We start from the raw sequence: 26,258 nt of genomic DNA, 5'->3' as shown, positions 1-26,258 counted from the left end.
CCTGTGCGAGCGCCGGTGCCGCAGAGAGGACGCCTAGAAGCACTTTGCGCGGCAGGAGCTCGTCGCACACGTACAGAACCGCTCGCGGACCTCGGCGAGCGTCTCAATGTCCCCTGTCCTGTCCGGAAAGTGCGGATCGCTGCCCGCATCCATCAGCCTTAATGCTTGCCACGACCAACTCCGACCTCAGTGCCACCGTTGGCTGGTTTTATAGGGTGACAGCTCGCAACTTCTGCGTAACATTACGCAAAGTTTGGGGTAACATCGCCATGAGCAGTTATTTGGGAAGCGTACGGAGCGTTCGTGGGTCACGCGTGCCGCTCGTTGGTCTCGCCGGGACGACGAGTGGGGAACAGACGGCGGCGAAGGATACCACGTCCTTTGGACGTTCGGCTCAGGAGGCGCTCGATCGCATCCTGCAGAGCCCGGACTTCCATGCTACGCCGCGATCTCGCCGCTTCCTTACCTATGTGGTCGAAGAGACCCTTGCCGGCCGTGCCGAGCGCATCAAGTCGTTCTCAATCGCCACGGACGTGTTTGGCCGCGGCTCTGATTTCGACGCCCACTCCGACCCCATTGTTCGCCTTGAGGCCGGCCGGCTGCGCCGTGCGCTCGAACAGTACTACCTCAAGGCGGGGCGCGAAGACCCGCTCATCATATCGATTCCCAAAGGGGGGTATGTCCCGCTTATTCTGCCCCGCATCAAGGTGGAAACAGGTGCGCGGCGTGCCTTGGCCAAGCCCAGGCCCATCTTCCTCGGGGCCGTGGCGGCGCTCGGCCTGGCAAGCGCGGTATCCGTGGTCATGTCGCCGCCCTGGCGCAGTGATCCCACTGTACCTGCCGTGCCGCGCCTCCTCGTCCGGCCGTTCGAGGATCTGTCTCGGTCGGGCAACTCGGCCGCCTTCACTGCAGGTCTGACGCACGAGATCATCGGTCAGGTGGCGAAATTCAAGGACATCGTTACCGTCGAGGGCCGGGAAGCCACCAGTTCCGCGGGCGATAAGGCGCGCTATGAGCTTTCGGGAAATGTCAGCCTGGGCGAGGATACAGTCCGTTTGCAGGCGCGCGTCTTGAAAACAGAAGATTCCAGTGTTCTCTGGGCGCAGTCTTACGAGGCGGACTTCGAGCCTTCACAGCTGATCGCGATAGAAAAGGAGATCGCGAACCAAATTGCCACAGCGCTCGGACAGCCCTACGGGGTGATATTCAGGGCCGATGCGGAGCGCGTGGTGGCACATGCACCCGACGACTGGGCTGCCTATTCGTGCACACTGTCATACTACGCCTACCGTGCCAACATCGATGCCAGGACCCATCCCGCCGTCCGCCAATGTCTCGAAGATGCAGTTGCGCGCTTTCCGAGCTATGCGACCGCCTGGGCACTTCTGTCGCAGACCTATATCGACGAGATCCGGTTCGGCTACCCCGTTGGTTCGTCGATGTCACCCACATCTCTTGATCGTGCATTGGCCGCTGCGCGTCGTGCCATGGAGATCGACCCACAAAATGTGCGCGCCCTAGAAGCCGAAATGTTCGCACTCTACTTCAGCGGACAGGTTGACGCGAGCCTGTCTCTGGGCAAACACGCCCTCGCGACCAATCCGAACGACACAGAACTGATGGGAGAGTACGGTTCGCGCCTCGCCGTGTCGGGACAATGGGACGAAGGTTGCAGCCTCATCGCTGAAGCGCGCGGCCGCAATCCGGGCCCGCTCGGCTACTATGAGGCTATCCTGTCGGTTTGCGCCTATTTTCGCAACGACTACAAGACTGCCGCGATGTGGATATGAAAGTCGGGCGCCATTGACAATCCCGCCTATCACCTGATTGCGGCTGCCGTCCTCGCGGAAGCCGATCCCACAGGAAAAGCGGCAGAATGGGAGCGGGACTGGCTGATGGCCAACGCTCGCGGCCTTGTCGAGAATATCTGGACATGGACGGCCCTTCGTTACGCAAGGACGGAAGATCGGGAGCGCTTTGTCGGGTCGCTGCGCAAGGCTGGTCTTCCAATTCCCACTCGACCGGCCGTGCCACGCTGATCTGGCCGGCGTGTTCGACGCCGGGCCTTGTGGCTGGACAGCTCTAGTCTACTGTTCCGAACTTCCGCAACAGACCCGCAATTGCTGAAAACACTACAATCAACGCGCAGTAGCCCAGCGTTGTCAGGGTCAGGCCAACAGCACCGACCATCACCCCTGCCAACAGGGTCGGCAATCCGAAAGCGAGATAGCTGAGCGTGAATAGCGAAGCGAACAGCTCGCCACGCTCATCCGGGCGCACCAGCGGAACGATCGAGCGCAGCACGCCATAGAAGCATGTTCCAAAGCCCGTTCCGGCGATCATCAGTGCTGCCAGATATGCGGGCAGGGACGGCCAGACGATTGCAGCAAGCGTCAACGCTGTGCCGATCGAGAGCGCCAAGGTGCCGTAAAGTGTCACCCGCCGCGAGGAATGGCCCCGCGCGGCATGGCAGGCGGTGGCACCTGAGGCGCAAAGCAATACGATCACGCTTGCCTGGGTGAGGTGATCCTCCGCATTGAAGATGTGCCGGACAATCGGTGCTCCGAGCGACAGATAGAGACCGCCCGTTGACCAACCCGCGATTACGGCCGGTGCGCTGCGCCAGAATGCCCTGGCTGCCGTCGCCGGTACGCCGATCCTCGGGCGAAGGGAGGCCCACACACCCTCATGTCGCGGCGCGGTCTCAGGAATGAACCAGATCACGATGGTAAACAATGCATAGGTTGCCACCAGCGTGCCAAATACGTCGGCTTCCGCCAACTCGGTGACGTCCATCAGCATGCCCGCCACAAGAGCACCCATCGCAAGACCGCTCAAGGGAACGACAGAATTCCATACCGAAGCGCTGCCTGGTCTGTCCTTAGGCTCGAAATCGACCACTGCCGCCGAGAGCGCGGAGAGCGTTAGCCCGACCGCCACACCTTGCAATGTACGCGCGGCGAGCAAGCCTGCCACGCCATCTGCTTGCCAGAAAAGCAGCATGCTCAATGCCAGCAACCCAAAGCCTGCCGATATGACTGGGCGCCTGCCGACATGGTCCGACAAAGATCCCGTAACAAGCAGCGACGCAAGTAGCGCTACCGTATAGACGGCAAAGATGCTTGTCAGGGTCGCCGCGGAAAAGCCGATCTGCTGCTGAAGAATGGGATAAAAAGGCGAGGGTGCGCTAGCACCGGCCATCATCACGGCCATGCCGGCGAGTGTGACGCGAAAGCCCGCGAGGCCGCTGAGCGGTAGGGGGAGCGTCGTGTAAGACATGGTTCACCTGATTGTTCGAATATTTTCGAACCAATTAGTACTACCCTTTCTCTAAGAGTTCAACTAAATTCGAACCATGGCGTCTGAGGTTGCAGAACTCCCACATCCCGCTCGCAGCGAGCTTAAGCTGACCGACGTGCTCTTTGCGTTGAGCGACCCCGAGCGACTGGCGATCGTACGCCAACTGGCGGGTGGTCCGCTGGAAATGGCACAGTGCCACCTATCAGACCCTTCGATGCCGAAGTCGACAAAGTCGCATCTCATGAAGGTGCTGCGAGAAGCTGGTGTTATCCGCAACGAGCCCCTGGGGCGTGGTCGCCGCCTTACGCTCCGTCGCGAGGATTTGGAGACCCGTTTCCCAGGCTTGATTGGTTCGGTGTTGTCCACCTTTGGTGAGAGATAACTCAGTCGAAGCCTGTGATAGGTTTTTGCGCGACCCGGCCTCGCCAAGATAGTAAGCTGGGCAGCAGGCTACCCTGTTCCTTCAGCGTCCCCGCGAGACAGGGGACGTACGCAATTTGTCGCGGCAGGGAGGATGTTGTGGAGCCCACATTTCAATCGATGGAGCTCGGCGCTGGGACTGTTCCACTCTATATCGATACGCCGGGCCAGCTGAGAAAAATGGGCGTCTCTCCTCCTCTCGGCCTGTGGGAGGCGAAAATCAAGTTACGGAACTTTCCTGCGGAGCCGAAAATGGGACTTCAGTCGGTCGTGTTCACCTAATATTCAGAGCTTGGGCGCATATTTGGTTGGGCGCCGGCCTGTCACTACGTACGCTCACCTTCTGCATGGGCTCGCTTCGGCGGGCCATTTTTGTGAGATGGGGAGCCCCAGAGATACTATTTACGCCAACGCAGCCATGGAGACGCTGCGTGCGGATTACCGTCACCTCCGGCAGCAGCGCTTGAGCCGCGCGCATCATGAGCCCCGGTATGTTGTCCGGACCGTCGCCCAGCTGCGAGCGCGACGATGCCTATGAGGCATGTGAGGACTTGTTCATCCCAAGATACATACCATGTGCAACCATTGCTGAGTTCCGTCCGGTCGACATCCCGCATTTTGGTTGGCGATATCACCTTGTTGGACCTAAGGACGGTTCGGGTTTCGGTTCCCGAGTAGCAAGTGCGCAGGCAAAGCCGGTACGGATATCAAGATTGTGCTGTCGCCCGCTGCGGAATAGGTCCCAATGACTGTTGTGTACCCGCTGGGATCGACAAGCGGCGATGAGATTGATGTGTCAAAGTTAATTGCGCAATTCCAGGAGGGGCGCACATTCGACTGGGAGGAACTGAAAATGCACTCTTTCTTTCGGAATGATGCTACCCTTACGCATGCTGACCTGGCCGCACTCGATGAGGTCTTCGATGCTCTCTGCAAGCAGGAACGTCTGGCGCGACGCTCTGCGGCAGCCGATGAAATTGCCAGGCGCATCATGCAGCTCTACAAGTTCGGTGTGCGCGAAAGGGCAATACTTATGACGGTTGTACAAAGCAGTGTGAGGCGACTACACTGACCCGAGCGGTTGCAATGGCTGCCGCCCAGGGCTTGATCCAGCCCGACCTGTCATCCTCAGGAATGCGAAGAGCCTGAAAACACCTGTCGATTTGTGGGCAGAGCCCGTCAGAGGGTGCGATAGAGGGCGACCATATGATGGTCGATGTCTTCAAATCGATCATAGCATGATAGCCATGTATGCTCAGAGAAAACGTCTCTTTGGGCGCGGGATTCCATGACGAACGCCATGCGCAGGGGGCTGCCCGCCCGGTCGGCGCGGGCCTTGTGCAGCACGGTGTTCAAGATCGGCGCTTCAAACGGGTTGAAAAAATATAGAACGGAACTATCCGAATAGTCGAATTCCTCCGCTGGCGAATGGTAAGCGTCCGGTGAAGCTGCCTTTGAGATTTTCCGCGAACCCCTGAAGTTACGTCACTAATTCCGTCATTAGAGACGTCATCAGGGATGAACTATGGGCCGTATGGAGATTTTGACCGGTGTCGAGCGTCGGCGCGACTGGTCCGACGAGGAGAAGCTTTCGATACTGCAAGAGGCTGCTGACCCGGATGCCAGGATTTCCGACGTCGCTCGTCGGTACGATATCAAGCCACAGCAGATTTATACCTGGCGGCGGAAGTTCTCGGCGGGGCAGGCTGAGCCGTTGGTTTCTTTTCTACCCGTCGCACTGATCGCTACGGGAACGAGTGACGAAGCCGAGCAACCAACACCATTGGACAAGCCTGCAGCAAAGCGGGCGACACGCCCCATGCGGATCGAGATCGGCTGCAAGGGCGGCCGTGTGTTGAAGGTCGAGGCCAACATTGCGCCTGATGTCTTGAAAGCACTGATCCGCTCGGTTGAAGAGGCATGATCGCGCCGGGCGCAAATGTGCGGGTCTATCTCGCCTGCGGTGTGACGGACATGCGCAAGGGGATCGACGGCCTGATGGCGCTGGTGCAGTCGTCGCTTCGCCAGAAGCCGGCGTCTGGTTCGGTCTTCGCATTCCGGGGCCGTCGTGGTGATCGCATAAAGCTGCTGTTCTGGGATGGCCAGGGATTTTGCCTCTACTACAAGGTCCTGGAGAAAGGCTGTTTTCCCTGGCCATCCGCGACCGACGGCACTGCCCGGCTGACGGCGGCGCAGTTGTCGATGCTATGGGAAGGTATTGACTGGCGGCGACCCGCCTGGACATCTGCGCCGACACGAGTTGCGTAAGGCAGATGCCAATCTTTACAGATAGATAGGTGGTATTCTGACGCCAAATCGGGTATAGATTTTGGCATGGAAGAAGGCCATTCGAACCTGCCGGATGACGTCGATGCATTGCGAGCCATTATCGCTGCGCAGACCGATCAACTGGCTGAACAGGCTCGAAGGCTTCAATCCCGCGACACCCTGATCGACAAACTGAAGGCGCAGCTTGCGGTTCTCAAGCGGGCACGGTTCGGCTCGTCCTCCGAGAAGATGGACCGCGCCATCGAACAGCTCGAACTGGCGTTGGAAGATATCGAGGCGGCCGAGGCGGAAGCCATGGCCCCGACATCGTCGTCGACTGCCGGTCCGGCAAAGGCCAAGCCGAGCCGCCAGCCATTGCCCGATCATCTGCCACGCCATGACGTGACGCACCAGGCAACTTGCGCATGCCCGGTCTGTGGCGGCTCCGACTTCATCCGTGCAGGCGAAAGCGTTAGCGAGGTTCTCGACTATGTCCCGGCCTCGTTTCGTGTCGTGCGCCATATCCAGCCCCGCTTCACCTGCAAGGGCTGCGATACGCAGGTTAAGGTCGAGATGCCGTCGCTGCCCATAGAACGCGGCAAGCCGGGGCCGGGTCTGGTCGCCCATGTGCTGATCGCCAAATATTGCGATCACCTGCCTCTCTATCGCCAATCCGAGATTTACGCGCGAGAAGGCGTCGATCTTTCCCGCTCGACTATGGCCGACTGGATCGGCAAGGCCAGCACATTACTGGAGCCGCTGCTGGTGAAGATCAAAGACCATGTGTTCGTTGGCCATCGACTTCATGGTGACGATACGCCCGTTCCGGTTCTGGAGCCAGGCAAGGGCAAGACCAGGACCGGGCGGTTGTGGACTTATGTTCGCGACGGCCGTCCCTATGGTGACACGATCCCACCTGCAGTCTGCTACTTCTTCAGTCCGGATCGTAGAGGACTGCATCCCCGGCAGCATCTGGCCACCTTCTCCGGCGTGCTGCATGCCGACGGCTATGCAGGCTTCCGTGACCTCTACGAACCACACAAGCCAGGCGGCCCACCGACCATCCTGGAAGCCGCCTGCTGGGCGCATGCGAGACGCAAGTTCTTCGATCTGACGACTTCAGGAAAAGCGCCGATTGCGGAGGAAGCGCTGCGTCGGATCGGCGAACTCTACGACATCGAAAAGGCCATTCGTGGTGAGCCGCCAGATGTGCGGAAAGCTGCGCGGCAACATAGCAGCACTCCCAAGGTCGAAGCCTTGCGGCTATGGCTGGATGGCAATCTCAAACGCCTGCCACAAAAATCCGGGACAGCGGAAGCGATCCGATACGCACTTTCCCGCTGGAAATCGCTTTGCCGCTTCCTTGAAGACGGCACCATCGAGATCGACAACAATGCGGCTGAACGAGCGATCCGGCCGATTGCGCTCGGCCGTTAGAACTGGCTGTTTGCGGGATCAGACAAGGGCGGCGAACGCGCCGCTGCAATCCTGTCGTTGATCGAGACCGCAAGGCTCAACCGCCTCGATCCGGAAGCCTACCTGCGGGAGGTCCTCACCCGCATCGCCGATCATCCCATCAACCGGATCGACGAACTCCTGCCGTGGAACCTGCAAGGTCCGTCAGAAATGGCCTGACCGGACGCTTACGGCGAATGGGCGATTGTGACAGGAGATCTTTTTCCTCGCAATTTCAGTGCATTTCGCCTCGCGTCGTTTACCAAGGCTTGTGAATACTCAATTCCGGTAACCATAGAAACACACTGCCGTGCCGCGAGGCAAACCACACGTCCCTTTCCACATCCAACGTCCACAAATCTATCATTTGGCGATAGCTGCAATCTATCCAAAAGCGCTTGGATGCAGCGGTAGCTTATTGTGGCGTAATATACATGGCCATCGGATTCGGCGGGCGCCGTTCCCGCGGTCGAGATGTTCAGCCGCATGTCATTTACGCGACCTCTGATGCTGCGCGCCAAGCCATGCAGAAACATCGATATCAACCCTTTCAGTTGTCGTCATTTCCATCGACAAACGTTACTAAGCTAATATGTCATGGTTTTCTTCAGTGACTGACTACGACCTTGGGTGAAATTTGCCGCCTGAAAGGTGGCTTTCGCCACGTTGGCGTGTGAACAGGTAGTAAACTGCAAGCAGCGATCTACAACGCGTCGGGGGCCTGGGATGGAGCTAGAGGAAAGCGACGCAGGCAGGGGGCTGGCGTTCCGCAGGGGAAAGGAGTCGCCCAGTGGGGGAACCACCGCGCTCGCCCTAAGTTATCTCCTCTAACAGGAGGAAACAACATGCCGGCAAAATCGAAAGCTCAGCAAAAGGCAGCAGGTGCGGCTCTTTCTGCGAAGCGTGGAGACACGCCCAAGAGCAAGCTAAGGGGCGCCTCCAAGCAGATGGCCGAATCCATGACCGAGAAAGAATTGGAGGAGTTTGCCTCGACCAAGCGGAAGGGCAAACCGGAACACGTATCGGACTGAGCGGGCACGTTCAGGCTTGAGATCAACTGGAGCAACGATGCGCGGTGCCTTGGCGGGTGCACGGATGGGCGGCCGTACGATTTGCAAGCTTCCGAGTCCGCCCGGGCGCGGGGAGCCGCCTTCGGCAGCTGCCGCCCTCGCGACGCTGTCAGGCGTGAGCTCGGCGGCCGAAGCCGACGTGGACGGTGGGTCGTTTTTTATTGCCCAGCCAGATTTTGGGAGACCGGAGCCAAGGAGCCGCACGCCGCCCACACGCTCACTGGGGGTTATGGCCACCATCAAAGGCGATAAGGCTAGCACTCGCGCACTAAGGCACGGGCTTGCCAATGTGATCCGCCACAAACGCACCACGATCACCCAAGGGCAGTGGCTGCCCAGTGGTTGAATCGCACACCGTCTGGTGTTCAAGTTCCGCATTCAGTTCCGCGCCTACCAGTATGATCAAGACTGAGAGCCACATCCAGATCAAAACGCCCACAAGGCCTCCGAGGGCACCATATGTGGCTTCGTAGTCGGCGACGTTGTCGAGGTACCAGGAAAAGCCCAATGTCATCACAAGCCAAGCGAAGGTGGATAGAGCGGCACCCCAAGTCAGCCATCTAACTTTGGCTGGCTCCCGGCTCGGCCCTAATCGGTAGATCGCCGTCGACGCCGCGAACATCAGCAGCAAGAGGAAGGGCCATCTTGCAAAGAGCGCTAAGTTCTCCTTCAGGGGATCGAGCCAAACGTACGACAAGGCGATTGGCAAGATCCCAAGGGCAGCAATCACAGCGAGTGCAGCCAGCATTGCGCCAAAGGTGAACGCAAGCGCAATCACGTTCAGCCGAACGAACCCGCGCTTCTCTACTTCGTCATAGGCTACGTTCATTGCATCGAACATCGCCAACGTGCCATTGTGGGCACTCCACAGGGCCACAACCAGTCCGACGAAGAAGGCTGCTCCTAAGGCGCTTTGACGGCTTTGAATGAGCAAATGCAGTTGATCCGAAAAAACCCCGTATGCCTCCCCCGGCAATACGCTGGCCATTGCCTGTACGTGCTGGCTGATGTCGGTCGGATCTGCAAGCAAGCCGTACAGCGAAACGGTGGCGGCTAGCCCGGGAAAAAAGGCGAGGAGCAGGTAGAAGGTAACGCCTGCCGCGACGAGTGTAACCCGGTCGGTCGATAGCGAATCTATGACCCTCCAGAATACATCCCGCAGTCCTCGCGGAGGAATCTCTGCTGGTCTCTGGGCCAACCGTCCGCGGTCTTTGACCTTGCCGGCATCAAGTTTGGCAACACCCGTCCGAGAACGCCCGGCAAGGGCGCGGCCCGAAATGAGCGCGCCCGCCAGGACGGAAAGCCCGATCAAGGCCAAGGTTGCACGATCGCGTGAGCCATTCTGTCTGCGCGACATGCTTGCCTCCATCTCCTCCAAAGGCGTGATGCTCGACCTTTAAAAATGATGCAGTTCGGCAGAAGAGGCGTCCGGCGGCGGCCGAGCCACCGCAATCTCCCGCCGGCTGCCGTGTTGTCGTATCGGCTTGGTCCCGATCCCATCGTCGGCCCCATCGAGGCAGGCCACCTTTTGCGGCGGCAACGCGGTAGAAACGAGTCGACCTCGACCTCCTTCCGAGCGCTTTTCCAACGGTTGTTTTTGCCGCGACCATCTATGGCAACTCGCGAGGTATTGAGGGGACACGCGGGCTTCGTTCTGAGGACGAGGTGGGCACGTCTGTAATTTCTGACCTCGCCAAGAGCGTTCGTAACCCTACTATCCCCCCGCGGCGTACTCCAGCCGATAGCAGGTCTACTGCGATCATGGGATGCCGCTTCACAAGGCGCATGATGACCCGTGCAATTGCTGCAGTCACTGCTCGACTTTTCACGGTCTTGCTGAGACGGCTGACGATGAACGTCTCAAGCCAACTTGTTTGGATAGCGGGCGACGCCGTAGTTAATGTACGACGGCGCCGTGGCGAGGGCCCGTTTTTTTTCGGAGCTCCTTGCGTCGCTCATTCGCCGCTTTTCTCATCTTTTTTGGTAGTGCATCGTTTGCGCTATTGCGCACCACGTCGCTCACCGCATGTGCTGCGCTTCGCATCGCCTCTCCGGCCAATCCTGCCACCTTCACGCTCTTTCGAGCACCTTTTCCGGCGGCGTCGGCAATCTCGTCACGTTCACTTAGGAGAACTGCAGCTGCGGCTCCTGCGCCTGCAGTGAGTGCATTCGCCAAAATCCCGCGCCCAATATCACTCTTGAGCAAAGCATTCAGGATCGATGATTTTCGAATGACCTTTGGCACCTTGTACCCACCGACTTTTTTAGGAATCTTGTTCTTCGCCATGACGAATCCTCCTGTCGGACGGGAAACGCAGGAAACTATGAGCTGTTCCCGTTGCAACGAACGTCATCGCTATAAAGCCACCGTGTCGGGAAAAATTTCTATCAAGGGCTGGAACAGGTACAGACGTTAACCGTTCGCATCATGGGTCCGCAAAAGACCTCAAACAACCCCTTGCGGAAGGAAACGGCTATGGCAAACGATTATTATCGTCGTCAGGAACAACGTGAAGCAGGGCGATTTGGCCGAGACCAGGATGACGACCGCGGTCGACGGCACTCGCGGTGGATGCCGTCCGAGGATGACGACAGAGAACGTCGCAGATTTAGCGCCGATTGGGACGATGACAGCAGGTCAGGGCGCGAATTTGGAGGGAGGGAACGCGAAGAAGGGGGGTATCGTGGCACCTCGTTCGGTGAGCGCGTCGGCGGCGGTTTCGGCGGACAGTATCCCGGCCGCGGCTATGGTGAATTTGAGAGTGACACAACGCGTGGAAGCTACGGTGAGCGTCGGTTCGGTGGCGAGGGACGCGACCGCGGCCGAGACATGAGTTGGAACGAAAGTGGTCGGAAAGGCGGCTATAGTGGGCAGGCACGCGGACAATTTCAGGGCCGCGGTCCTAAGGGCTATGAACGGTCCGACAGCCGCATTCGCGAAGATGTATGCGATCGTCTGTGTGACGACGCGAGTATCGACGCCACCGAGATTGAGGTGAGTGTCGAAAAAGGCGAAATCACACTGAGTGGCACTGTGGAAAGCAGGGATCAGAAACGACGTGCGGAGGACTGCATCGAAGACGTCTCTGGCGTAAAGAACGTGCAGAACAACCTTCGTGTCGCGCCGCAGTCGTCGTCCGGTGCCAGCAATAAAACGAGCACCTCGGCGTCGTCAATGTCTGAAGGACGGAGTGAGCCGGGGATGGGAGGCGAAGCCACCAAACCGCATTGACTCACTGGATTTGCATGCCTGTGAAGGGGCAGAGCCCCTTCACAGGGTGCTTCTGCATACACCCGGGTAGTCGGGCTTCGCCCTCACCACACCCCAAATGTGCGCAATAGGGGTTCCACTACAAAGAAAGCAATTAATCCCGCGCACCCGAGCACCAACGCGATCGCAGTGAATGAAACTTGCATAACGAACCTTACGGTGACAATTCCTGCGGGTAGAACAACTCCAGTCGCTCGTGAAAGGTTCCCCTCCCAAAAGGCCGCCATTCAGGCGGAGCCCGCAAAGTCTATTGCGCTGACAGTCATTGAACGAACCCTCACTGTCATACCCGTTTGAAGGAGGATGGCGTCCGCGGCATTCCAGTCGAATTCGGACGCCGAAAATCCGACAGCCTTCTCATGCACTTTGAAGTGCGATGGTGGAACACTTTCAAACAGAAGCTGCGCTCAAGCCGACATAAGGGGATCTGAAGCGGCGGCCTTAGGTTGGCACCTTAGCGCAAGGGGGACGCCGTTCTTCGCGCCGTCGGCAGGGGATCCGCCAGTTCAACCTCGTTCCCCAGCTGACGATCCTCCAGGACTGTACTCTCGCCCGCCTTGGGTAAGAAGATGCCACGCGAGCGGCGGTCGAAATCGCCATGCCTACCTGAACCCGGTGCGCATTCCGGAGCAGGTAAGTATCCAAGCCAGCTCTCCGGCGCTGTCTTGGCTTGAAGCGCTGGAAGCTGGGAACGAGAAAATTCCACCGAGCCTCGCCGCGGCGCTTGAAACGCTCGCGCTGGCACATGGGGCTTCGCCGCCACCGACCGCCTACCGCGGAAAGATATCCGAGTGACCGATCAGCCCATCTTGAACGAAGACGGCGATGACACGCCTCCTCTGAAAACTAACAGCGCGACTGTCTGCAATCCTGAAGTATTATACCGAATGCAACGGGACCGGAGGGACAGCAGCATGAATGACAAGACCCGCGCCAATCAAATTGATGTCGCCGTCGGTGCAAATCTGCGCCGAGTTCGGAGCCTTCGGCAGATGAGTCAAGAAGCGCTGGCGACGCAGCTGGGCATAACGTTTCAGCAGGTTCAGAAATATGAAAAGGGCGTCAACCGCATTTCGGCGAGCAAGCTGGTTCTGATTGCCGAGGCGCTTGATTGCGACCTGTCGTCCCTGTTTGCCGGTATAGCCGATGAAAGGCACGACGAGCCAATCCCCGTCTTGAGCGCGCGAGCCGTCAGACTGGCTGCCCTATATGATCGCCTGCCTGACGAGACTGCTCGAGATGCGATTTTTAAGCTGGCTCTGACCATGGGGAGCGGGGAGACGGAGGGGACGGACCAGTAGCCGGAGAAGCGTCAAGGCGAACCGCGCTTGGCGAAAGCGGGCCCACTCTTACCGGGCAACAAGCACTTCGCCCTTGTCGCATCGGTCTGGCCGACGTGGCTCCTTCTGACGCCACGGCAAGTTGCGGATACAGCGGCAGGATGCGTGCCGGTGATCCTTCGAGATTGGCTGATCGGCCCCCCGCGTACTCGGGGTCCACGTCCTAACGAGGACAGCAATACGAAAGGGACGACTTGGTCTCCCGCGACATAAGGCGACGAGTGATCCTAACCGTCCCATCGATAGATCCGGGCCGCGAGTGTCTTCCTCGCGGCCGGACAGGGTCACAGCAAGAAGTCGCTGCTGTCCAGATTCGAAAGCGATGTGAGCTTGAATGTGAGCGTGTCACCGTTGCCGAACTCAATCGTAGCCCGTTCATCGACAACCTTGGTGAGGGCGAGGACATCATCGATCGAGGGAAAGCCAAACGCGGTCAAGTCGATCTTGTCCATCCCATCTCTGAAATCCTTCACGCGGTCGCGCCCGGCGGCTGCTGCGAAGAGGAAGACGTCAGACCCCGCGCCGCCCTTTAGTTCGTCGTTCCCCTCGCCGCCGAAGAGCGTGTCGTCACCCTTGCCCCCGTCCAGACGATCGTCGCCGGCTCCGCCCACAAGGACATCGTCACCAGCCTCACCCGCGAGCTTGTCGTCTCCGGCTCCTCCATCGAGCGCGTCTGCTCCCTTTCCACCGAAGAGCTTGTCATTGCCATCATCACCCTTCAGCAGATCATCGCCGACCCCGCCGTTCAGCAAGTCCTTCCCTGCACCACCGGAAAGCGTGTCGTTCCCAAAGGCGCCATAGAGCTTGTCGTTGCCGATGTTCCCGACGAGTGCATCGTCGCCTGCGCCACCACGGAGTACGTCGTGGCCCGCACCTCCTGCAATGTCGTCGTCGCGGTCGCCCCCCTTGAGCTTGTCACTACCCTTCTCTCCACGCAGGTGCGTTCCATCCTTGCCGTCCTCGTCGCTGTCGTCATGTCCCTTCTTTCGCTTCTCCAGCTTGGTAAGAAACCTGCTTTCAAGCGAGGATTCGATCAGATCAATGGAGTTCCTTCTCATGGCGCTTCCTCAGTTCGCGTTGTGCCGTATGCAAAGTCTGGGCCGGCGAACATTTGGGCATGATTTGTGAATCCTTACGGCAGCAACCCGTTAAATCTTTAGGGATCTGCACATTAGCTGAAAAAGCTGAGGAGCTTCTGCAATCAGCACGATACGTGCTCCGCCAGACACCAACGCGCGATATTCCCACGTGATCTGCTGAGTGGTTTGGAGGAACCCGGAGATGACATCAGCCGATCTACCAGGGGTGCTCAGAGGATGAAGTCGCCCTTAAGCAGATGCAACTTATCGTCTAGTCGCAGGGAAAAGTCGGCTTGGCTATCTCCATTGCGATCGACATAGACGAAGGTGTCACCGGAGCGGATTTCATAGCGAAGCTCGCCAGCCTTGTTATGGAAATCAGCGTTTCCGATGAATTTGAATGTCTGGTTTCCGGACGCGTTGGTATTGGCATCGATGTAGGACACATCAATTCTGTCGCCACCATCGAGGCTGAAATCATAGATCGTGTCTCGTCCAGAGGAGGCGACTGTCGATTCACCAACGGACTTGAATATGAACTTGTCGGCGCCGCCACCCCCGTAGAGCTTGTCTTGGCCGAGATCTCCACGAAGCCTGTCGTCCCCCTCGCCACCGCTCAGCCGGTCCTTTCCTCGACCGCCCCGCAATTCGTCAGCACCGTCGGACCCATAAAGGAAATCGTCGCCGCGATCGCCCTCCAGCCGGTCAGAACCGCCGGCACCGTATAGCGTATCTGCATCGTCACCGCCCTGCAGCCGGTCGGCACTCCCGCCGCCATAGAGGAAGTCGTTCCCATCCCCTCCCTGAAGCCTGTCTCTGCCATCAAAACCGAATAGCTTGTCATTTCCTCCCCGTCCCTCGAGACGATCTTCGCCTCCCGTCCCTTTGAGCGTTTCGCTTGCAGAAGTGCCGATCTTTCGAACCATGTCACTATCCTCCCGTGAAGAGACGGAGGAGAAATTAGGGCGCCATTCAGTTTGCCTCAATCGATACTATTTCGCTCCGCACTACCACCAATGTCGGACTTGCGGACGACGTGCGCGGCTCGGAATCGGCTGCACGGGGATCTGGGCGCGGATCAGGCCAGCGAAGCCGGATGGGAATGGAGAGCTGCCAGAGCAGTAGCCAACAGGCACCGCCGTTCCAGATTGTTCGGCTGCTCCATACTTCTCCGGGTTGGATGAGACCATGGCGGAAATACGCTCGCCTCGAATGCCGATCGTATGGACCGCCTACGCGAATGCGATGCGGCGGTAGAAACGCGACTGCAGGACCTCATCTGGCGCAGTGAACGCAGGATGGATGAGGTGGAGGTCTGTACGGCGATTGCTATCCTGGCCGATCACCATATCCTTGCCGTCTTGGCGAAAACTGATCGAACAGCCAAGCATGCACGGACGAAGGGATGACAACCGACCAGATCGCGATCCTCCAGGCCACACGTGCCATGATCGACAGCCTGGGCAACCTTGAGTTCGCAGGGATCTGGGTGTCGCAATGGGAAAGCGTCCGGAAGGTCAAAGAAGGATTGGTCACGACCGATCTGTTCGGCTTCCTGACAGCGGATCCGAACGGGATCGTCGGCCCCATCCACTATAAGGCGATGCCAGTCGTATTGCGGCCCGGAGACGAGGTCGAAATCTGGCTGTCAGCGCCGTGGGAAGAAGCCAAGCATTTGCAGCGCCCGCTGCCCGATGCCGAACTTACCGTGCTGACGATGTGCCGGCAGGGTAGTCTCCGCGCGCGATCGTCGATGAAGCCCGCAAGCAATACCGATCCTAATCGGGACAAAGAGAAAGCCCCGCCTTGGGGAAAGAGCGGGGCTCAGTCTCGCCGACCGTAGCACATGGCTTTGTCCCTAGTAGTCGGCGTTTAAGAATAATACTCTAACAGATGCCCCACAGCTACGTCCTCCTGGTTGCCGAATAGCGCCCCGCGAGACTTGAGACGCGAGCCGGACTGGCGGATGGTTCATAAAAGAGCCAGTCCAAAATGCGGAAAATCGATGCCTCGTCCGCTTCGTCCCCGGGGCCTTTGAACGATGTATGACGTAGCATCCTATCATTGTTCCAGGCGCGAACCTCTACCTCGGCGAGGAGCACCGGCTTTCCAAACCTTTTCGCTATCCGAGATCAATGGCAGGTTTCGGAATCGCAACCACCTCCAACTGGCGGCGTAACACGGCACTGTTCGAGCGGTGTATCGGGTTTCCGAAGCCGCCGACACAGACGAATTCTTTGCTCGAGCGGGCATCGGGTCATGGCCGAGTACATCGTGAGAACTAAGGTCCACCATGCCCAATGGCATTTGGCACGGCAGTTTTGTTCTGCACCGGAACATCGATCGCAACCGATCGTTTTTCGCCGAAGGGCCGTGACTTTTAAGGACATATCATGGAATGGAAAAGCACAACTTGCCCCATAAGCGGCCATTCCGCCACGGAGTTCTTCCCATCCATTCTACCTGGCACACGTGAGTTTGCCTGTCCCGCCTGCGGTCGCTACCGCATAATGCAAGCCGCGTTGGGGCACTCCGATCACCTTTCCCTTTCAAACAGGCACGAGGCTCTTCACGTGGCTCGAGCACGATCGAGGCATGATGGCAGCATTCCGACCATTACTATGTCGGACTTCGATGTTGCCGCGTTGTCGCAGACTGGTTCCACTCCGGCAACAAAATAGGCCTTAGACGGTTCGCGATGACGGACTCAAGCTATATCCCGACCGCCACTTGGCGTGGTACCGCCACCTCTCGGGCCGTGAAAGAGGCCTACGATGAGTGCCAGAGCAGGAAGTCGGCATTTGGACTTGCGGATCATCTCCGTCAATCAGTCAGTTCACAGTGCGCTTCAGGCGAGGAGGAAGCTCGTGAAATATGCAAGTCAGATCTGGATAGAAGAGCGCAAAGAGCGACTTTCCATTCGAGCCGGCAGAAATCGAGTTAGTCCATGCCACGAAATGGCGCCAGCAATGATTGAAGCCCACCGCTGATGCGCGCCCCTTCGAGGAGCCCACCCTCCGGCACGACCGGAGACAGTTCTCCCGGCTCGGATCTCGCGGCTTGGAGACCCCTGGCTAAACCGCTCATCAACCGGAACTTTAAGGCGCGGCCATTGTTCGGTCGGGACAACCGCGCGGAGGCGGTTAGGCGTGACCGATCCCACATATTGGACGAAATGCGTAGAGGTTGAGGCCGACGGCCCCGGCACCTATGGGCGCATACGGAGCACCAAACACGCAGAAGAATGCTTGATGGCGACGCTTTCGCCGAGGCTGTCACGCCGCGCTCACGAACGGAGCACGGCGGAGCGACGCACGTAAAGCATACCTGCAATGCTGCCGAGGAAGCCGGGATCCACATCCGAAGGCGATGATGTGCGGCCAGAAGACGTTTGCCAACGAGGAAAGCACCATGGAAGAAAAATCGCCTGCACAACGTATCGCCGAGCAACAGGCCTTAGAGGCCGGGCAAAGTGCTTTTCGAGACGGAAAATCGCTCGAAAAGGCGAATCCCTATCCGCCCGGTTCCCCTTTTCATGACCTGTGGGAACAGGGCTGGCAGGAAGAGCACGACCTTCATCTTAAGTGAAAATCGTCGCCCGCGGACGGCCATCACCCAGAGCAATCTAACCGGAGGTTCGCGAAATCACCCCTCCATCTTCGGCTCCTCGCCATCCGCGCCCCGTTTGCATATATCCTGCGAGGTCGTCCCGCCGCCGGCAAGCCGGGCGCCAGCGCAAATGCCGGCATCGTCCGCTCCGTCGCCGCTCACAATCGGCGTGTCAGCCGACGAGCTGCCGGGATCGCCGTCACCGCCGATTTCCGGCAGAGAGAATGCGAGCGCGAGTAAGCGCTCCTGGAGGTCCAGCACGACAGTGGACATAGTCGTGGCCCTAGTATGATGGAACTTGGGCCCGCGGTTGAGCGTTAATGCGCGCGATCAGATGGAGACGCCGCCATGGAAGATATCGGTATCTGGGTATTTTCAGCCCTGACGTTCCTGCTCACCGCTCTGCTGGTGGTGGGGCCCGTGACGCTTTAGAGGAATGCTGCGATGTTTGGCTGGTTTGTGGAACTGTCGACGATCGGAGCTGCGGTCTTTTTCGTGCTTATGTTGGTTCTGCTAGCTTGATGTGGCGACGGGTACGACATCGGCCCAATCGACGATTGCCGCGGCGCGTGCAGCGGAAGGTGAAATTGCGGCTTGCGCGACAGCCTTGGCTGAAAGGAGGTGCATCTCGATCGTGGCGGAAGCGATACGCCAGGCGGCTGCTTGAGCGAGTATATCGACCGCCTTCGCGACGCGCCTTACCCCGAAAGCGACGGCCACGGCGGTAACATGGGGGTTGGGCTGCGGTCCCCAGGCACGGCCTGCTGTCGCCGAAATCCGGAAATTTGACAGCACAATCCCCTGGACGCTCGGCAGATCAGGCAAGTCACTGCTTGCAGAGGCGGAAGAAGCAAAGTCTGCTGCCAGTAACCCGACCGGCGCTCTTATAGAAGGTGCAGGAGGCTTTTGGCTGCAGAGGTCGGCAAGCTTGAAGCTCAGCTCTGTGCCATGCTGTTCTTGAGCGGCAACTGCAGTCTCACAATCTGCGACTTCTTGATGAAGCTGTTTGAGCCGTTCGCGGGACGGGCAATCCAGCTCCCGCCTGTGGAGAAAGCAGACATCAAAAAATCCCATACCGCCTATTTAAGCGACCTCATCAGTTTTTGAGGTCCTCGAGCAGGTCGGCTGCGGTCGTCATCGCGTGTGCCACAAGCATATCGGGAGTAATCGAAGTGGAAGAAGCGACCAGACGGATTTCCTGCATCCGCGCGCGTTGCAACACTGACAAAGGTGTCCCCGATGCAGACTGGGCCCGTTCGATTGCGTCGAGCGCGCGCTCCAGAAGCGCGCGCCGTTCAATCTTAGGCAATCTCTGCGTTTCACGAGCCGCAAATCTCAGGTCCTGGATAATATCATCCGCGCGCATTGCTCACTGCCTATTCGCATGATCTACAAGTCCTCGGACCGCGGAAAGTTCCCTGAATGCCGGGCAGGCACGCAAAGCCAAAACGAGTCCCCGTGCGCCAGCTTGCGCGTCGCGAGCGATCGGCTGCTTTTGTCGGTCACCTCGATCAGCGAAGCTGTTCCCCAAGCTGGTGAACATCAGACCCGCTGCCAGTGAGATACTCCTGCTCAATCCTTTGGCCGCCACGGGAACCAAATACAGGCACTCGCATTCCCACTCTGACGCCCATTGACGGGTATCCCAGCAAATCGGGAGGGGCTCATGACAGTCCAGCACTCAGACCGCCATCATGCGGTAATCGAACACATGCCGGCACTGCACCGGTTTGCGCGTTCTCTCTGTCATGATCCTGCTGATGCCGAGGATCTCTTGCAAGAGACCCTTTTTAAGGCATTGAAATGCTGGCACCAATTCGAGCCTGGTACCAACCTCAGGAGTTGGCTTTTCACCATAATGAAAAATAGCTTCTGCACGGCTTGGATTCATGCACAGAGAGAAAGGACGGGAGACAGCGAAGACTGTGCCTCGCGTTCGATACCTGTCCCTCCCACCCAGGAGTGGCACGTGAGGGGACGGGAATTAGAGCAGGCCGTAGCTCGTCTACCTTCGCATGCCCGAACTATCTTCCAAGACGTAGTCTTGGAGGGTCGTTCGTATCAAGATGTTGCTCGGGAATTGGACTGCCCCCTCGGCACCATCAAAAGCCGTGTCAACAGGACGAAGCAGATACTCTCGAAGCAGCTGGACAGCGAGATTGAACCGCCCCGGCTTTGCCGGAGACAGTAGCCTCTATGACAAGCAAGACACGAACAAATCGTGAGGTCCGCGCCCGCGCCGTCCGAATGGTGACGGAGCATGAAGCCTAACATCCGTCGCAGCTGGCCGCAGTCTCTTCCATAGCCACCAAGATCGGCTGCTCGGCGCATACGCTCGTTCGACCCGCAGGCTCATGTTGACCGAGGCGGGCGAACGCTTGCTTCAGTCCATCGGCGGCAATTTCGACGCCCTTCAAACCGCCATAGCCGATGCTTCTTCGGGTGCATCCGAGCCGGCGGGCGTGCTGAAGGTCAGCCTCAGCCCGACCTTCGGTGTCACCCATATCCTGCCGCTGTTCTCCGAACTGCTACGGCGATACCCGCTGATCCGGCCTGAATGGCACTTCGAGACCCGTCCGGTCGACCTTGTCGAGGAAGGCTATGACGTGGCGATCGGCGGGGGCTTGGACTTTGCGCCGGGTATCGTTGCCCGGACGCTGGCGCCTGCTCATATGGTTGTCGTCGCATCGCCTGCGTCTTTGGCGGAACGCACGCCACCGTCCGACCCCGCAGGGCTGTCGCAGTACGACGGGACCGTCATGCGACCTCTCAGGAGCGGCCGCATCCGACATTGGGCAATGCGGAATGCAGCGGGAGCCGAGATGGCGGCGCCGTTGCGCGAGACAATTGTTGTCAATGACCCGACGGCGTCCGCGAAGCGACAAAGCTCGGCCTCGGCGTAGCGATGCTCGCCGTGCCCGACGTCCTGCCCGAACTGGCAGGTCTGCAAGAATGCCGTTAAGGTGATTGCGCATTGCGCCTGCCGCAGCTTCGGCGTCCCGGGCGTCGAGGGCCGAGATTATCGCTCCGAACACCTCCGAAACCGTGTAAGTTCCATAAATAGTATTATGTGATCTGTTATAACATAACACGATGGAGCCGATGAAGAGATTTCAGATTCCCAGCCTCCTCCCGAGGCAACTGGCTGCCGTCGACCAGGTCCCGGCGGCAGCCCTTTTTCTTGGGGCGTCGCCAACTCGCCTCCCACCGATGTTTCAATGGGGGCACTCGGTGCCACACCCTCCGCCGACCACGGCGCAACCAACCGCGATTTTTGTCATGAAGGAATGGATACTTTCGCCGCTTGAAAAGACCTCCATCCGATGGATTTCTCGAGGCAGAACCGTCGCCGAGATCGCATCCCTCGAGGGTAAGAGCGTTGTTGAAATCGAAAACTGCCTGCGAAGCGCTTTACGCACGCTGGAGGCAAAATCGATTGCGGAGGCGCTCCAGAAGGCGAACCTCCCTAACCCCGATTGAGGGGCAAATCACTCCCGACGCCCGCTCTTGACTTGAAAACGGAAGCGATCTTGTTGCCGAGAGCCGCGGGAAGCATCTGGCTCAAGTGCGAATGCCGTACCCAACAAAGCGTTTCCAGCTGGAGCAAACCAATCCCGCTCTTTTGGATGGCGTCCTGGCCCGGTGCCGGATCTTCCACGATCAACCCGCAGGGGGTCCGCTAGCAAGCTGCGGCCGCTCCGGCTTCGCTTCGCGGTGATCGCGCCCGTCCCCGGGCCTTGTGAGGAGCCATCGAGCGGGAATTGGCCCGCTCCCGATGGAGCCACTTCAAATGTCGCACGATCTTTCTCTCGCCCAGTCCCACGCCTTCCAGCTTTCCCGCGACCTGATGGTCCCAGTCACTCTGTTCACGGTCGACGGCGAATACGGCGTCCTTCCGTCCGACGAAATCGACGCCGACGACGATCTGGAGATCGTCCACGAATATGAGCCGTGGTGACTTATGGTCACCTCATGCTCGATCGCCCTGCTTTGCAGGGCATCTCGACTTTCAGCTGCACATAATCGGCTCGTTGCCCGTCAATCCTCAGCGTCGGGCACTGAAGCGAAGGCAACCTCGCAATCGCAACTAAGCCAGTCGCTCCCGGCTTGGCGTCCGGGAGCGCACCAGTTTGGGCGGCTCAACCACAGCACTTCGACGATGTGCTCACTGATCCGCAGTAGGACGATCTGGCCTGCACCTCCGCCAGCCAGCGATCCCGCGGCTTGCAGCTTGCTGGTCGAGCGGCAAGAGAGACCTCGAAAGTGCCGGCGACGAGCCGCGGTGCGGACGCGCAGTAGAGGGCCATCGGCCGCTCTCCGTCGCTAACCTCGAACGTGAGTTTTGTCGTCGGCTCAAGCTGCACATGGTCGGAGACTTTCCGGATGATCGCTGCGAACTTGCCGGCCGGCATGTGCGTCCGATCATCTTCGTCGATATCCCACAGTTGGACGAAGATCTCCGACCAGGCTTCCGGGTTGGCGCCGCAATCGACCGCCGCGAAATTGCCGGCCTTGACCTCGGTGACGTGATAGCCGGGCCGGACGGCATTACCATCATAGGTGAACACCAGCGGCGCATCCGGCGCTACTGCAAGCACATCGAGGAGATGGCCGAGACTGATGTCTGTCGAAATTGTCTTGTCGATCGCGTTCATGTGCGTTATCCATCTATCCAATAGTTCAAGGATTATTGAAATATGGATGAACGTCAAGCCCTTTCGTCATTTGCCGCGCTTTCCCAGGAGACGCGCCTTGCCATCGTTCGGGCACTGGTTGTCGCCGGACCTGAAGGACTGGCCGCAGGCGTGATCGCCGAACGCATGGGCGTCTCGGCAACAAACGTCTCGTTCCACTTAAAAGAGCTAGAACGGTCAGGATTGATCTCCCAGCGAAGGGAGTCCCGCTCGATCATCTACAGCGCCAGCTACGAGACACTTGCCGACCTCGTCAAATTCCTGATGGAGGACTGCTGCGCTGGCCACCCAACGATCAGAGAGAATGTTGAACGTCGCGACGATTGCTGCAGCCCAGCCGACACGGGTGACGTCATTGCCTAGCTCCAAAATCCATGCCGGCATTGTCTCGGCCCTCGGCCTGACGCAGATCATCGGTTACGGCACGCTCTATTACAGCTTCAGCATCCTGGCCCCCGGCATGGCGGCGGATCTCGGCTTGTCGATGGCAGAGGTGTTCGGCTTGTTCTCGGTGTCGTTGTTCATCGGTGGCCTGTCGGCGACCTATATCGGCAAGCAGATGGACCGGATCGGCGCCGCGACGATTATGACGATCGGCTCGGCTCTGGCCGCACTGACGCTCGCCCTCTGTGCTTGGTCGCCATCGGTTGCGATCTTCGCCATCGCAATCATCCTGCTCGAAGTGTCGTCCGGCATGGTCCAGTATCAGGCGGCATTCGCGGCGCTGGTCGAGAGCGATCCCCGTACGGCCTCCCGCAGCATCACCTATCTGACGCTCATCGGCGGCTTTGCCTCCACGATCTTCTGGCCGATCTCGGCGACGTTCACCGGCTATCTGTCCTGGCGTGAGATCTATCTCGTCTTTGCAGCGTTGAACCTATTCCTCTGCATGCCGCTGCACTTCTCGATCCGAAGCCGCGGACAGAAGGCCGGGACCGAGACGATCCGGACGCGGGAAGCGGTGATCGGCGCGATCCCGCCGCACGCACGCCGCCGTGCCATGGTCATTGTCTCATTTGCCTTCGCACTCCTGGGCTTCACGCTCGCCGCCATCCTCGCGCATATGGTGCCGATGCTGAGCTCGATCGGACTGGGTGCCGCGGCGGTCGTGATCGGCTCGCTGTTCGGTCCGGCGCAGGTTTTGAGCCGCCTGATCAACATGGTCTTCGGGAAGAACCTGTCGCCACCGGCACTGGCCGTCCTCTCGGCCGTACTGATCGTCTTTGGCGTCCTGATCCTGGTGATGACGGGAAGTTGGTTGCCGGGTGCAGCCGCCTTCGCCATTTGCCTCGGGCTCGGCTCCGGCATCAACAGCATCTCGCAGGGGAGCCTGCCTCTCTATCTGTTCGGATCGGACGGGTACGGAGCCATCACCGGCAAGATGGCGGCAGCCCGCCTGGCGGTCGGCGCTGGCGCGCCTTTCGTGTTCGCGGCGGTCATGGAGAATATCGGACCGAGCTTCGCTCTCGTCGCCAATGCATGCCTCGGGGCGATCAGCATCGCTGCATTCGTCGCGGTGGCAGCGTCCTGCCGGCAGCCTGCCACCGCGACGGCCTGATCCGTCAGATCGACTTGAGTGAGACCCGATTCTCCAGCTCGGCCGCCTCCTCCTTCCGCTCGCTGTAGCGGTCGGTTAGGTAGGCCGAGGCATCGCGGGTCATGATTGTGAACTTCACCAGTTCCTCGCACACGTCGACGACGCGGTCATAGTAGGAAGATGGCTTCATCCGGCCATCGGTGTCGAATTCCTGAAACGCCTTTGCCACGCTGCTCTGGTTGGGGATGGTGATCATCCGCATCCAGCGGCCTAGAACGCGCAACTGGTTAACGGCATTGAAGGACTGACTGCCGCCGGAGACCTCCATCACCGCCAGCGTCTTGCCCTGGGTGGGGCGGATGGAGCCGAGCGACAGCGGAATCCAATCGATCTGCGACTTCATGATCCCGGTCATAGCGCCGTGGCGCTCCGGGCTGATCCAGACCTGTCCTTCGGACCATTGGGAAAGCTCGCGCAGTTCCTGCACCTTGGGATGACTGACCGGAGCCTCGTCTGGAAGCGGCAACCCGGCTGGATCGAATATCCGTACCTCGCATCCGAGGCGTTCGAGCAGCCGACGGACTTCAAAGGCAAGGAGGCGGCTATACGAGACTTCTCGGAGCGATCCATACAGGATCAGGATTTTGGGCTTGTGGGTCGAGAACGCCGGCCGCAGGGATTCCGATGCGATCGTTTGAAAATGGGCATCGTGCAGTGCCGGGAATGTGTCAGACAATGCGCTTCCCTTCCTGGTCGAGAACCAGTTCGCCGTCTTCCTTGGTGAACGGTCCATTGAAGGCGTCGACCGGCAGGATGTCGAGCACGACCTCCGAGGGGCGGGCAAGCCTGGTGCCGAGTGGCGTGACAACGAGTGGCCGGTTGATTAGGATCGGGTTGGCGATCATAGAGTCCAGCAACTGATCATCGGTGAGGTCCGGATTGTCGAGGCTAAGTGCGGCATAGGGCGTGCCCTTCTCACGGATCACTTCGCGGACCGTCAGACCGGCATCTGCGATCATCTTCGAGAGCTGCTCGCGCGATGGCGGGTTCTGCAGGTACTCGATGACGGTGGGTTCGATCCCGGCGGCGCGGATCAGCGCCAGCGTATTGCGAGACGTGCCGCAGGCGGGATTGTGATAGATGGTGGCGTCCATGGTTAGGGCCTTTCGACGATGGTGTTGCGGGAAACGGCGGGCGATGCCTCGTACCAGCCCTTGGAGCGGTTCACGATCCAGACGACGGACAGCATCACCGGAACCTCGATCAGCACTCCGACGACGGTTGCGAGTGCCGCGCCAGACTGAAATCCGAACAGGCTGATGGCGGTAGCGACCGCGAGTTCGAAGAAGTTGCTGGCCCCGATGAGTGCCGAGGGGCCAGCGACGCAATGGCGCTCGCCTGCCACGCGATTGAGAAGGTAGGCCAGTCCTGAGTTCAGGTAGACCTGGATCAGGATCGGCACGGCCAGCAAGGCGATGATAGTCGGCTGGGCGATGATCTGCCCGCCCTGGAAGGCGAACAGAAGCACGAGGGTAGCGAGCAACGCGACAAGCGACATCGGCTGCAGCTTCGCGAGCAGGCTGTCGACCGCTCTCGTCGTGCCATCGGCCATCAGGCGGTTGCGCAGCATCTGGGCGATGATCATAGGCACGACGATATAGAGGGCGACCGATAGGGCAAGCGTCGCCCATGGCACTGCGATGGCAGAGAGACCGAGAAGCAGGCCGACGCTCGGCGCGAAGGCGACGACCATGATCGCGTCGTTCAGGGCCACCTGCGAGAGGGTGAACAGCGGCTCGCCCCGCGTCAGGTTCGACCAGACAAAAACCATGGCCGTGCAGGGTGCGGCGGCAAGAATGATCAGGCCGGCGATATAGGACTCAATTTGGTCCGCAGGCAGATAGGGCCGGAAGAGCCAGCCGACGAACAACCATCCAAGCAGCGCCATCGAGAACGGCTTGACCGCCCAGTTGATGATCAGTGTGACGCCTATCCCCCGCCAGTAGGAGCCGACCTGCGCCAGCGACCGGAAATCGATCTTCAGCAGCATCGGGATGATCATCAGCCAAATCAGGATCGCGACGGGGATGTTGACCTTGGCGATCTCGGCGCCGCCGATGATCTGGAAGACGCCGGGCATCAGGTGACCGAGGGCAACGCCGGCGGCGATGCAGAGAAAGACCCAGACGGTCAGGTATCGCTCAAATGTCGACAT

General features: G+C 59.3%; 27 protein-coding genes and 3 pseudogenes. 17 read left to right on the top strand and 13 right to left on the bottom strand.

Features of this window, described 5'->3' with window-relative positions; genetic code table 11:
- Positions 1-269 precede the first annotated feature (269 nt).
- On the top strand, positions 270-1,790 hold the full coding sequence (locus tag P0086_RS01460) for a hypothetical protein (protein WP_275782168.1): 1,521 nt from the start codon (positions 270-272) through the stop codon (positions 1,788-1,790).
- Between the two features lie 292 nt (positions 1,791-2,082).
- Here P0086_RS01460 and P0086_RS01455 read toward each other — a convergent pair whose 3' ends face one another.
- A complete protein-coding gene (locus P0086_RS01455) occupies positions 2,083-3,279 on the bottom strand; it encodes an MFS transporter (protein WP_112599781.1) in 1,197 nt (398 codons plus the stop codon).
- 1,186 nt (positions 3,280-4,465) lie between these two features.
- Between P0086_RS01455 and P0086_RS01450 the strand changes: the two genes are divergently transcribed.
- Positions 4,466-4,792: a hypothetical protein gene (locus P0086_RS01450; RefSeq protein WP_275782167.1), complete on the top strand. Its 327-nt coding sequence runs from the start codon at positions 4,466-4,468 to the stop codon at positions 4,790-4,792.
- A gap of 107 nt (positions 4,793-4,899) precedes the next feature.
- On the opposite strand, the gene P0086_RS01445 is transcribed toward P0086_RS01450, so the two are convergent.
- The gene (locus tag P0086_RS01445; protein ID WP_275782166.1) at positions 4,900-5,076 is read right to left on the bottom strand and encodes a hypothetical protein; all 177 of its coding nucleotides are present in this window, start codon (positions 5,074-5,076) and stop codon (positions 4,900-4,902) included.
- A 169-nt stretch (positions 5,077-5,245) separates the two neighbouring features.
- Here P0086_RS01445 and P0086_RS01440 point away from each other — a divergent pair, with 169 nt between their 5' ends.
- The 4 genes and pseudogenes from P0086_RS01440 to P0086_RS01425 all read left to right on the top strand — a co-directional run bounded on the left by P0086_RS01440 (position 5,246) and on the right by P0086_RS01425 (position 8,474).
- Positions 5,246-5,644, top strand: a complete 399-nt coding sequence (locus P0086_RS01440; RefSeq protein WP_275782165.1) for a transposase — start codon at positions 5,246-5,248, stop codon at positions 5,642-5,644.
- Positions 5,641-5,988 (top strand): IS66 family insertion sequence element accessory protein TnpB, encoded by a 348-nt coding sequence (tnpB, locus tag P0086_RS01435; RefSeq protein ID WP_045016195.1) that lies wholly within the window; start codon positions 5,641-5,643, stop codon positions 5,986-5,988. Before P0086_RS01440 ends, tnpB begins: the two co-directional genes overlap by 4 nt.
- A gap of 66 nt (positions 5,989-6,054) precedes the next feature.
- Positions 6,055-7,623 (top strand): annotated as a pseudogene (locus tag P0086_RS01430) (IS66 family transposase).
- Between the two features lie 665 nt (positions 7,624-8,288).
- Entirely contained in the window at positions 8,289-8,474 is a 186-nt protein-coding gene (locus P0086_RS01425; RefSeq protein WP_112599784.1) for a DUF3008 family protein, read from the top strand.
- 307 nt (positions 8,475-8,781) lie between these two features.
- On the opposite strand, the gene P0086_RS01420 is transcribed toward P0086_RS01425, so the two are convergent.
- The gene (locus P0086_RS01420) at positions 8,782-9,870 is read right to left on the bottom strand and encodes a YihY/virulence factor BrkB family protein (protein ID WP_275782164.1); all 1,089 of its coding nucleotides are present in this window, start codon (positions 9,868-9,870) and stop codon (positions 8,782-8,784) included.
- A gap of 540 nt (positions 9,871-10,410) precedes the next feature.
- Positions 10,411-10,800 (bottom strand): hypothetical protein, encoded by a 390-nt coding sequence (locus P0086_RS01415; protein WP_112608132.1) that lies wholly within the window; start codon positions 10,798-10,800, stop codon positions 10,411-10,413.
- A 189-nt stretch (positions 10,801-10,989) separates the two neighbouring features.
- Between P0086_RS01415 and P0086_RS01410 the strand changes: the two genes are divergently transcribed.
- A complete protein-coding gene (locus tag P0086_RS01410; RefSeq protein WP_275782163.1) occupies positions 10,990-11,745 on the top strand; it encodes a BON domain-containing protein in 756 nt (251 codons plus the stop codon).
- Between the two features lie 953 nt (positions 11,746-12,698).
- Positions 12,699-13,085: a helix-turn-helix transcriptional regulator gene (locus P0086_RS01405; RefSeq protein WP_275782162.1), complete on the top strand. Its 387-nt coding sequence runs from the start codon at positions 12,699-12,701 to the stop codon at positions 13,083-13,085.
- A 323-nt stretch (positions 13,086-13,408) separates the two neighbouring features.
- Here P0086_RS01405 and P0086_RS01400 read toward each other — a convergent pair whose 3' ends face one another.
- Both P0086_RS01400 and P0086_RS01395 read right to left on the bottom strand, forming a co-directional pair.
- A complete protein-coding gene (locus P0086_RS01400; protein ID WP_275782161.1) occupies positions 13,409-14,182 on the bottom strand; it encodes a calcium-binding protein in 774 nt (257 codons plus the stop codon).
- Positions 14,183-14,433: 251 nt separating this feature from the next.
- The gene (locus P0086_RS01395; RefSeq protein WP_275782160.1) at positions 14,434-15,129 is read right to left on the bottom strand and encodes a hypothetical protein; all 696 of its coding nucleotides are present in this window, start codon (positions 15,127-15,129) and stop codon (positions 14,434-14,436) included.
- Positions 15,130-15,671: 542 nt separating this feature from the next.
- Here P0086_RS01395 and P0086_RS01390 point away from each other — a divergent pair.
- Both P0086_RS01390 and P0086_RS01385 read left to right on the top strand, forming a co-directional pair.
- A pseudogene (locus P0086_RS01390) lies at positions 15,672-15,920 on the top strand (SOS response-associated peptidase); the annotation flags it as partial.
- A 1,694-nt stretch (positions 15,921-17,614) separates the two neighbouring features.
- Positions 17,615-17,791: a hypothetical protein gene (locus P0086_RS01385; RefSeq protein ID WP_275782159.1), complete on the top strand. Its 177-nt coding sequence runs from the start codon at positions 17,615-17,617 to the stop codon at positions 17,789-17,791.
- 57 nt (positions 17,792-17,848) lie between these two features.
- Here the strand turns inward: P0086_RS01385 and P0086_RS01380 are convergent, their stop codons facing one another.
- The 3 genes from P0086_RS01380 to P0086_RS01370 all read right to left on the bottom strand — a co-directional run bounded on the left by P0086_RS01380 (position 17,849) and on the right by P0086_RS01370 (position 19,178).
- Positions 17,849-18,085, bottom strand: a complete 237-nt coding sequence (locus P0086_RS01380) for a hypothetical protein (RefSeq protein ID WP_275782158.1) — start codon at positions 18,083-18,085, stop codon at positions 17,849-17,851.
- Positions 18,086-18,325: 240 nt separating this feature from the next.
- Complete coding sequence (locus P0086_RS01375; protein ID WP_275782157.1) at positions 18,326-18,886, bottom strand: hypothetical protein; 561 nt, start codon at positions 18,884-18,886, stop codon at positions 18,326-18,328.
- A gap of 22 nt (positions 18,887-18,908) precedes the next feature.
- Complete coding sequence (locus tag P0086_RS01370; RefSeq protein ID WP_275782156.1) at positions 18,909-19,178, bottom strand: hypothetical protein; 270 nt, start codon at positions 19,176-19,178, stop codon at positions 18,909-18,911.
- 300 nt (positions 19,179-19,478) lie between these two features.
- Here P0086_RS01370 and P0086_RS01365 point away from each other — a divergent pair, with 300 nt between their 5' ends.
- The 5 genes and pseudogenes from P0086_RS01365 (at position 19,479) to P0086_RS01345 (ending at position 21,770) form a co-directional block, all read left to right on the top strand.
- On the top strand, positions 19,479-20,003 hold the full coding sequence (locus P0086_RS01365) for an RNA polymerase sigma factor (RefSeq protein WP_148187963.1): 525 nt from the start codon (positions 19,479-19,481) through the stop codon (positions 20,001-20,003).
- A 5-nt stretch (positions 20,004-20,008) separates the two neighbouring features.
- Positions 20,009-20,149 (top strand): annotated as a pseudogene (locus P0086_RS01360) (IS3 family transposase); the annotation flags it as partial.
- Between the two features lie 17 nt (positions 20,150-20,166).
- A complete protein-coding gene (locus P0086_RS01355) occupies positions 20,167-20,715 on the top strand; it encodes a LysR substrate-binding domain-containing protein (protein ID WP_275782155.1) in 549 nt (182 codons plus the stop codon).
- A 199-nt stretch (positions 20,716-20,914) separates the two neighbouring features.
- Positions 20,915-21,292 carry a hypothetical protein gene (locus P0086_RS01350; RefSeq protein WP_275782154.1) on the top strand — a complete coding sequence of 126 codons (378 nt, stop codon included), beginning with the start codon at positions 20,915-20,917 and terminating at the stop codon, positions 21,290-21,292.
- A gap of 310 nt (positions 21,293-21,602) precedes the next feature.
- On the top strand, positions 21,603-21,770 hold the full coding sequence (locus tag P0086_RS01345) for a hypothetical protein (protein ID WP_275782153.1): 168 nt from the start codon (positions 21,603-21,605) through the stop codon (positions 21,768-21,770).
- 181 nt (positions 21,771-21,951) lie between these two features.
- On the opposite strand, the gene P0086_RS01340 is transcribed toward P0086_RS01345, so the two are convergent.
- The gene (locus P0086_RS01340; RefSeq protein ID WP_275782152.1) at positions 21,952-22,467 is read right to left on the bottom strand and encodes a DUF6428 family protein; all 516 of its coding nucleotides are present in this window, start codon (positions 22,465-22,467) and stop codon (positions 21,952-21,954) included.
- A 42-nt stretch (positions 22,468-22,509) separates the two neighbouring features.
- On the opposite strand from P0086_RS01340, the gene P0086_RS01335 reads away from it, so the two are divergent.
- Positions 22,510-22,869: a metalloregulator ArsR/SmtB family transcription factor gene (locus P0086_RS01335; protein WP_275782151.1), complete on the top strand. Its 360-nt coding sequence runs from the start codon at positions 22,510-22,512 to the stop codon at positions 22,867-22,869.
- The gene (gene arsK, locus P0086_RS01330) at positions 22,811-24,064 is read left to right on the top strand and encodes an arsenite efflux MFS transporter ArsK (protein WP_275782150.1); all 1,254 of its coding nucleotides are present in this window, start codon (positions 22,811-22,813) and stop codon (positions 24,062-24,064) included. Before P0086_RS01335 ends, arsK begins: the two co-directional genes overlap by 59 nt.
- 4 nt (positions 24,065-24,068) lie before the next feature.
- Here arsK and arsH read toward each other — a convergent pair whose 3' ends face one another.
- The 3 genes from arsH to arsB are packed head-to-tail and all read right to left on the bottom strand — an operon-like array spanning position 24,069 to position 26,258.
- A complete protein-coding gene (gene arsH / locus P0086_RS01325; protein WP_275782149.1) occupies positions 24,069-24,836 on the bottom strand; it encodes an arsenical resistance protein ArsH in 768 nt (255 codons plus the stop codon).
- Positions 24,772-25,197, bottom strand: a complete 426-nt coding sequence (gene arsC / locus P0086_RS01320; RefSeq protein ID WP_275782148.1) for an arsenate reductase (glutaredoxin) — start codon at positions 25,195-25,197, stop codon at positions 24,772-24,774. The genes arsH and arsC overlap by 65 nt, the downstream gene beginning before the upstream one ends.
- A 2-nt stretch (positions 25,198-25,199) precedes the next feature.
- Positions 25,200-26,258: an ACR3 family arsenite efflux transporter gene (arsB, locus tag P0086_RS01315; protein ID WP_275782147.1), complete on the bottom strand. Its 1,059-nt coding sequence runs from the start codon at positions 26,256-26,258 to the stop codon at positions 25,200-25,202.

The organism is Mycoplana sp. MJR14 (genome assembly GCF_029210525.1).
Classification (GTDB): Bacteria; Pseudomonadota; Alphaproteobacteria; order Rhizobiales; family Rhizobiaceae; genus Mycoplana.
Note: the sequence above shows the minus strand (reverse complement) of the source record. Positions and strands in the feature narration are given on the sequence as shown.

What these genes read in the sequence shown, in the direction of transcription:
- P0086_RS01460 (WP_275782168.1), top strand. Translation starts at nt 270, where the DNA reads ATGAGCAGTTATTTGGGAAGCGTACGGAGCGTTCGTGGGTCACGCGTG.
- P0086_RS01455 (WP_112599781.1), bottom strand. Translation starts at nt 3,279, where the DNA reads ATGTCTTACACGACGCTCCCCCTACCGCTCAGCGGCCTCGCGGGCTTT.
- P0086_RS01450 (WP_275782167.1), top strand. Translation starts at nt 4,466, where the DNA reads ATGACTGTTGTGTACCCGCTGGGATCGACAAGCGGCGATGAGATTGAT.
- P0086_RS01440 (WP_275782165.1), top strand. Translation starts at nt 5,246, where the DNA reads ATGGGCCGTATGGAGATTTTGACCGGTGTCGAGCGTCGGCGCGACTGG.
- tnpB (WP_045016195.1), top strand. Translation starts at nt 5,641, where the DNA reads ATGATCGCGCCGGGCGCAAATGTGCGGGTCTATCTCGCCTGCGGTGTG.
- P0086_RS01425 (WP_112599784.1), top strand. Translation starts at nt 8,289, where the DNA reads ATGCCGGCAAAATCGAAAGCTCAGCAAAAGGCAGCAGGTGCGGCTCTT.
- P0086_RS01420 (WP_275782164.1), bottom strand. Translation starts at nt 9,870, where the DNA reads ATGTCGCGCAGACAGAATGGCTCACGCGATCGTGCAACCTTGGCCTTG.
- P0086_RS01415 (WP_112608132.1), bottom strand. Translation starts at nt 10,800, where the DNA reads ATGGCGAAGAACAAGATTCCTAAAAAAGTCGGTGGGTACAAGGTGCCA.
- P0086_RS01410 (WP_275782163.1), top strand. Translation starts at nt 10,990, where the DNA reads ATGGCAAACGATTATTATCGTCGTCAGGAACAACGTGAAGCAGGGCGA.
- P0086_RS01405 (WP_275782162.1), top strand. Translation starts at nt 12,699, where the DNA reads ATGAATGACAAGACCCGCGCCAATCAAATTGATGTCGCCGTCGGTGCA.
- P0086_RS01400 (WP_275782161.1), bottom strand. Translation starts at nt 14,182, where the DNA reads ATGAGAAGGAACTCCATTGATCTGATCGAATCCTCGCTTGAAAGCAGG.
- P0086_RS01395 (WP_275782160.1), bottom strand. Translation starts at nt 15,129, where the DNA reads ATGGTTCGAAAGATCGGCACTTCTGCAAGCGAAACGCTCAAAGGGACG.
- P0086_RS01385 (WP_275782159.1), top strand. Translation starts at nt 17,615, where the DNA reads ATGGAAGAAAAATCGCCTGCACAACGTATCGCCGAGCAACAGGCCTTA.
- P0086_RS01380 (WP_275782158.1), bottom strand. Translation starts at nt 18,085, where the DNA reads ATGTCCACTGTCGTGCTGGACCTCCAGGAGCGCTTACTCGCGCTCGCA.
- P0086_RS01375 (WP_275782157.1), bottom strand. Translation starts at nt 18,886, where the DNA reads ATGGGATTTTTTGATGTCTGCTTTCTCCACAGGCGGGAGCTGGATTGC.
- P0086_RS01370 (WP_275782156.1), bottom strand. Translation starts at nt 19,178, where the DNA reads ATGCGCGCGGATGATATTATCCAGGACCTGAGATTTGCGGCTCGTGAA.
- P0086_RS01365 (WP_148187963.1), top strand. Translation starts at nt 19,479, where the DNA reads ATGACAGTCCAGCACTCAGACCGCCATCATGCGGTAATCGAACACATG.
- P0086_RS01355 (WP_275782155.1), top strand. Translation starts at nt 20,167, where the DNA reads ATGTTGACCGAGGCGGGCGAACGCTTGCTTCAGTCCATCGGCGGCAAT.
- P0086_RS01350 (WP_275782154.1), top strand. Translation starts at nt 20,915, where the DNA reads ATGAAGAGATTTCAGATTCCCAGCCTCCTCCCGAGGCAACTGGCTGCC.
- P0086_RS01345 (WP_275782153.1), top strand. Translation starts at nt 21,603, where the DNA reads ATGTCGCACGATCTTTCTCTCGCCCAGTCCCACGCCTTCCAGCTTTCC.
- P0086_RS01340 (WP_275782152.1), bottom strand. Translation starts at nt 22,467, where the DNA reads ATGAACGCGATCGACAAGACAATTTCGACAGACATCAGTCTCGGCCAT.
- P0086_RS01335 (WP_275782151.1), top strand. Translation starts at nt 22,510, where the DNA reads ATGGATGAACGTCAAGCCCTTTCGTCATTTGCCGCGCTTTCCCAGGAG.
- arsK (WP_275782150.1), top strand. Translation starts at nt 22,811, where the DNA reads ATGTTGAACGTCGCGACGATTGCTGCAGCCCAGCCGACACGGGTGACG.
- arsH (WP_275782149.1), bottom strand. Translation starts at nt 24,836, where the DNA reads ATGGACCGTTCACCAAGGAAGACGGCGAACTGGTTCTCGACCAGGAAG.
- arsC (WP_275782148.1), bottom strand. Translation starts at nt 25,197, where the DNA reads ATGGACGCCACCATCTATCACAATCCCGCCTGCGGCACGTCTCGCAAT.
- arsB (WP_275782147.1), bottom strand. Translation starts at nt 26,258, where the DNA reads ATGTCGACATTTGAGCGATACCTGACCGTCTGGGTCTTTCTCTGCATC.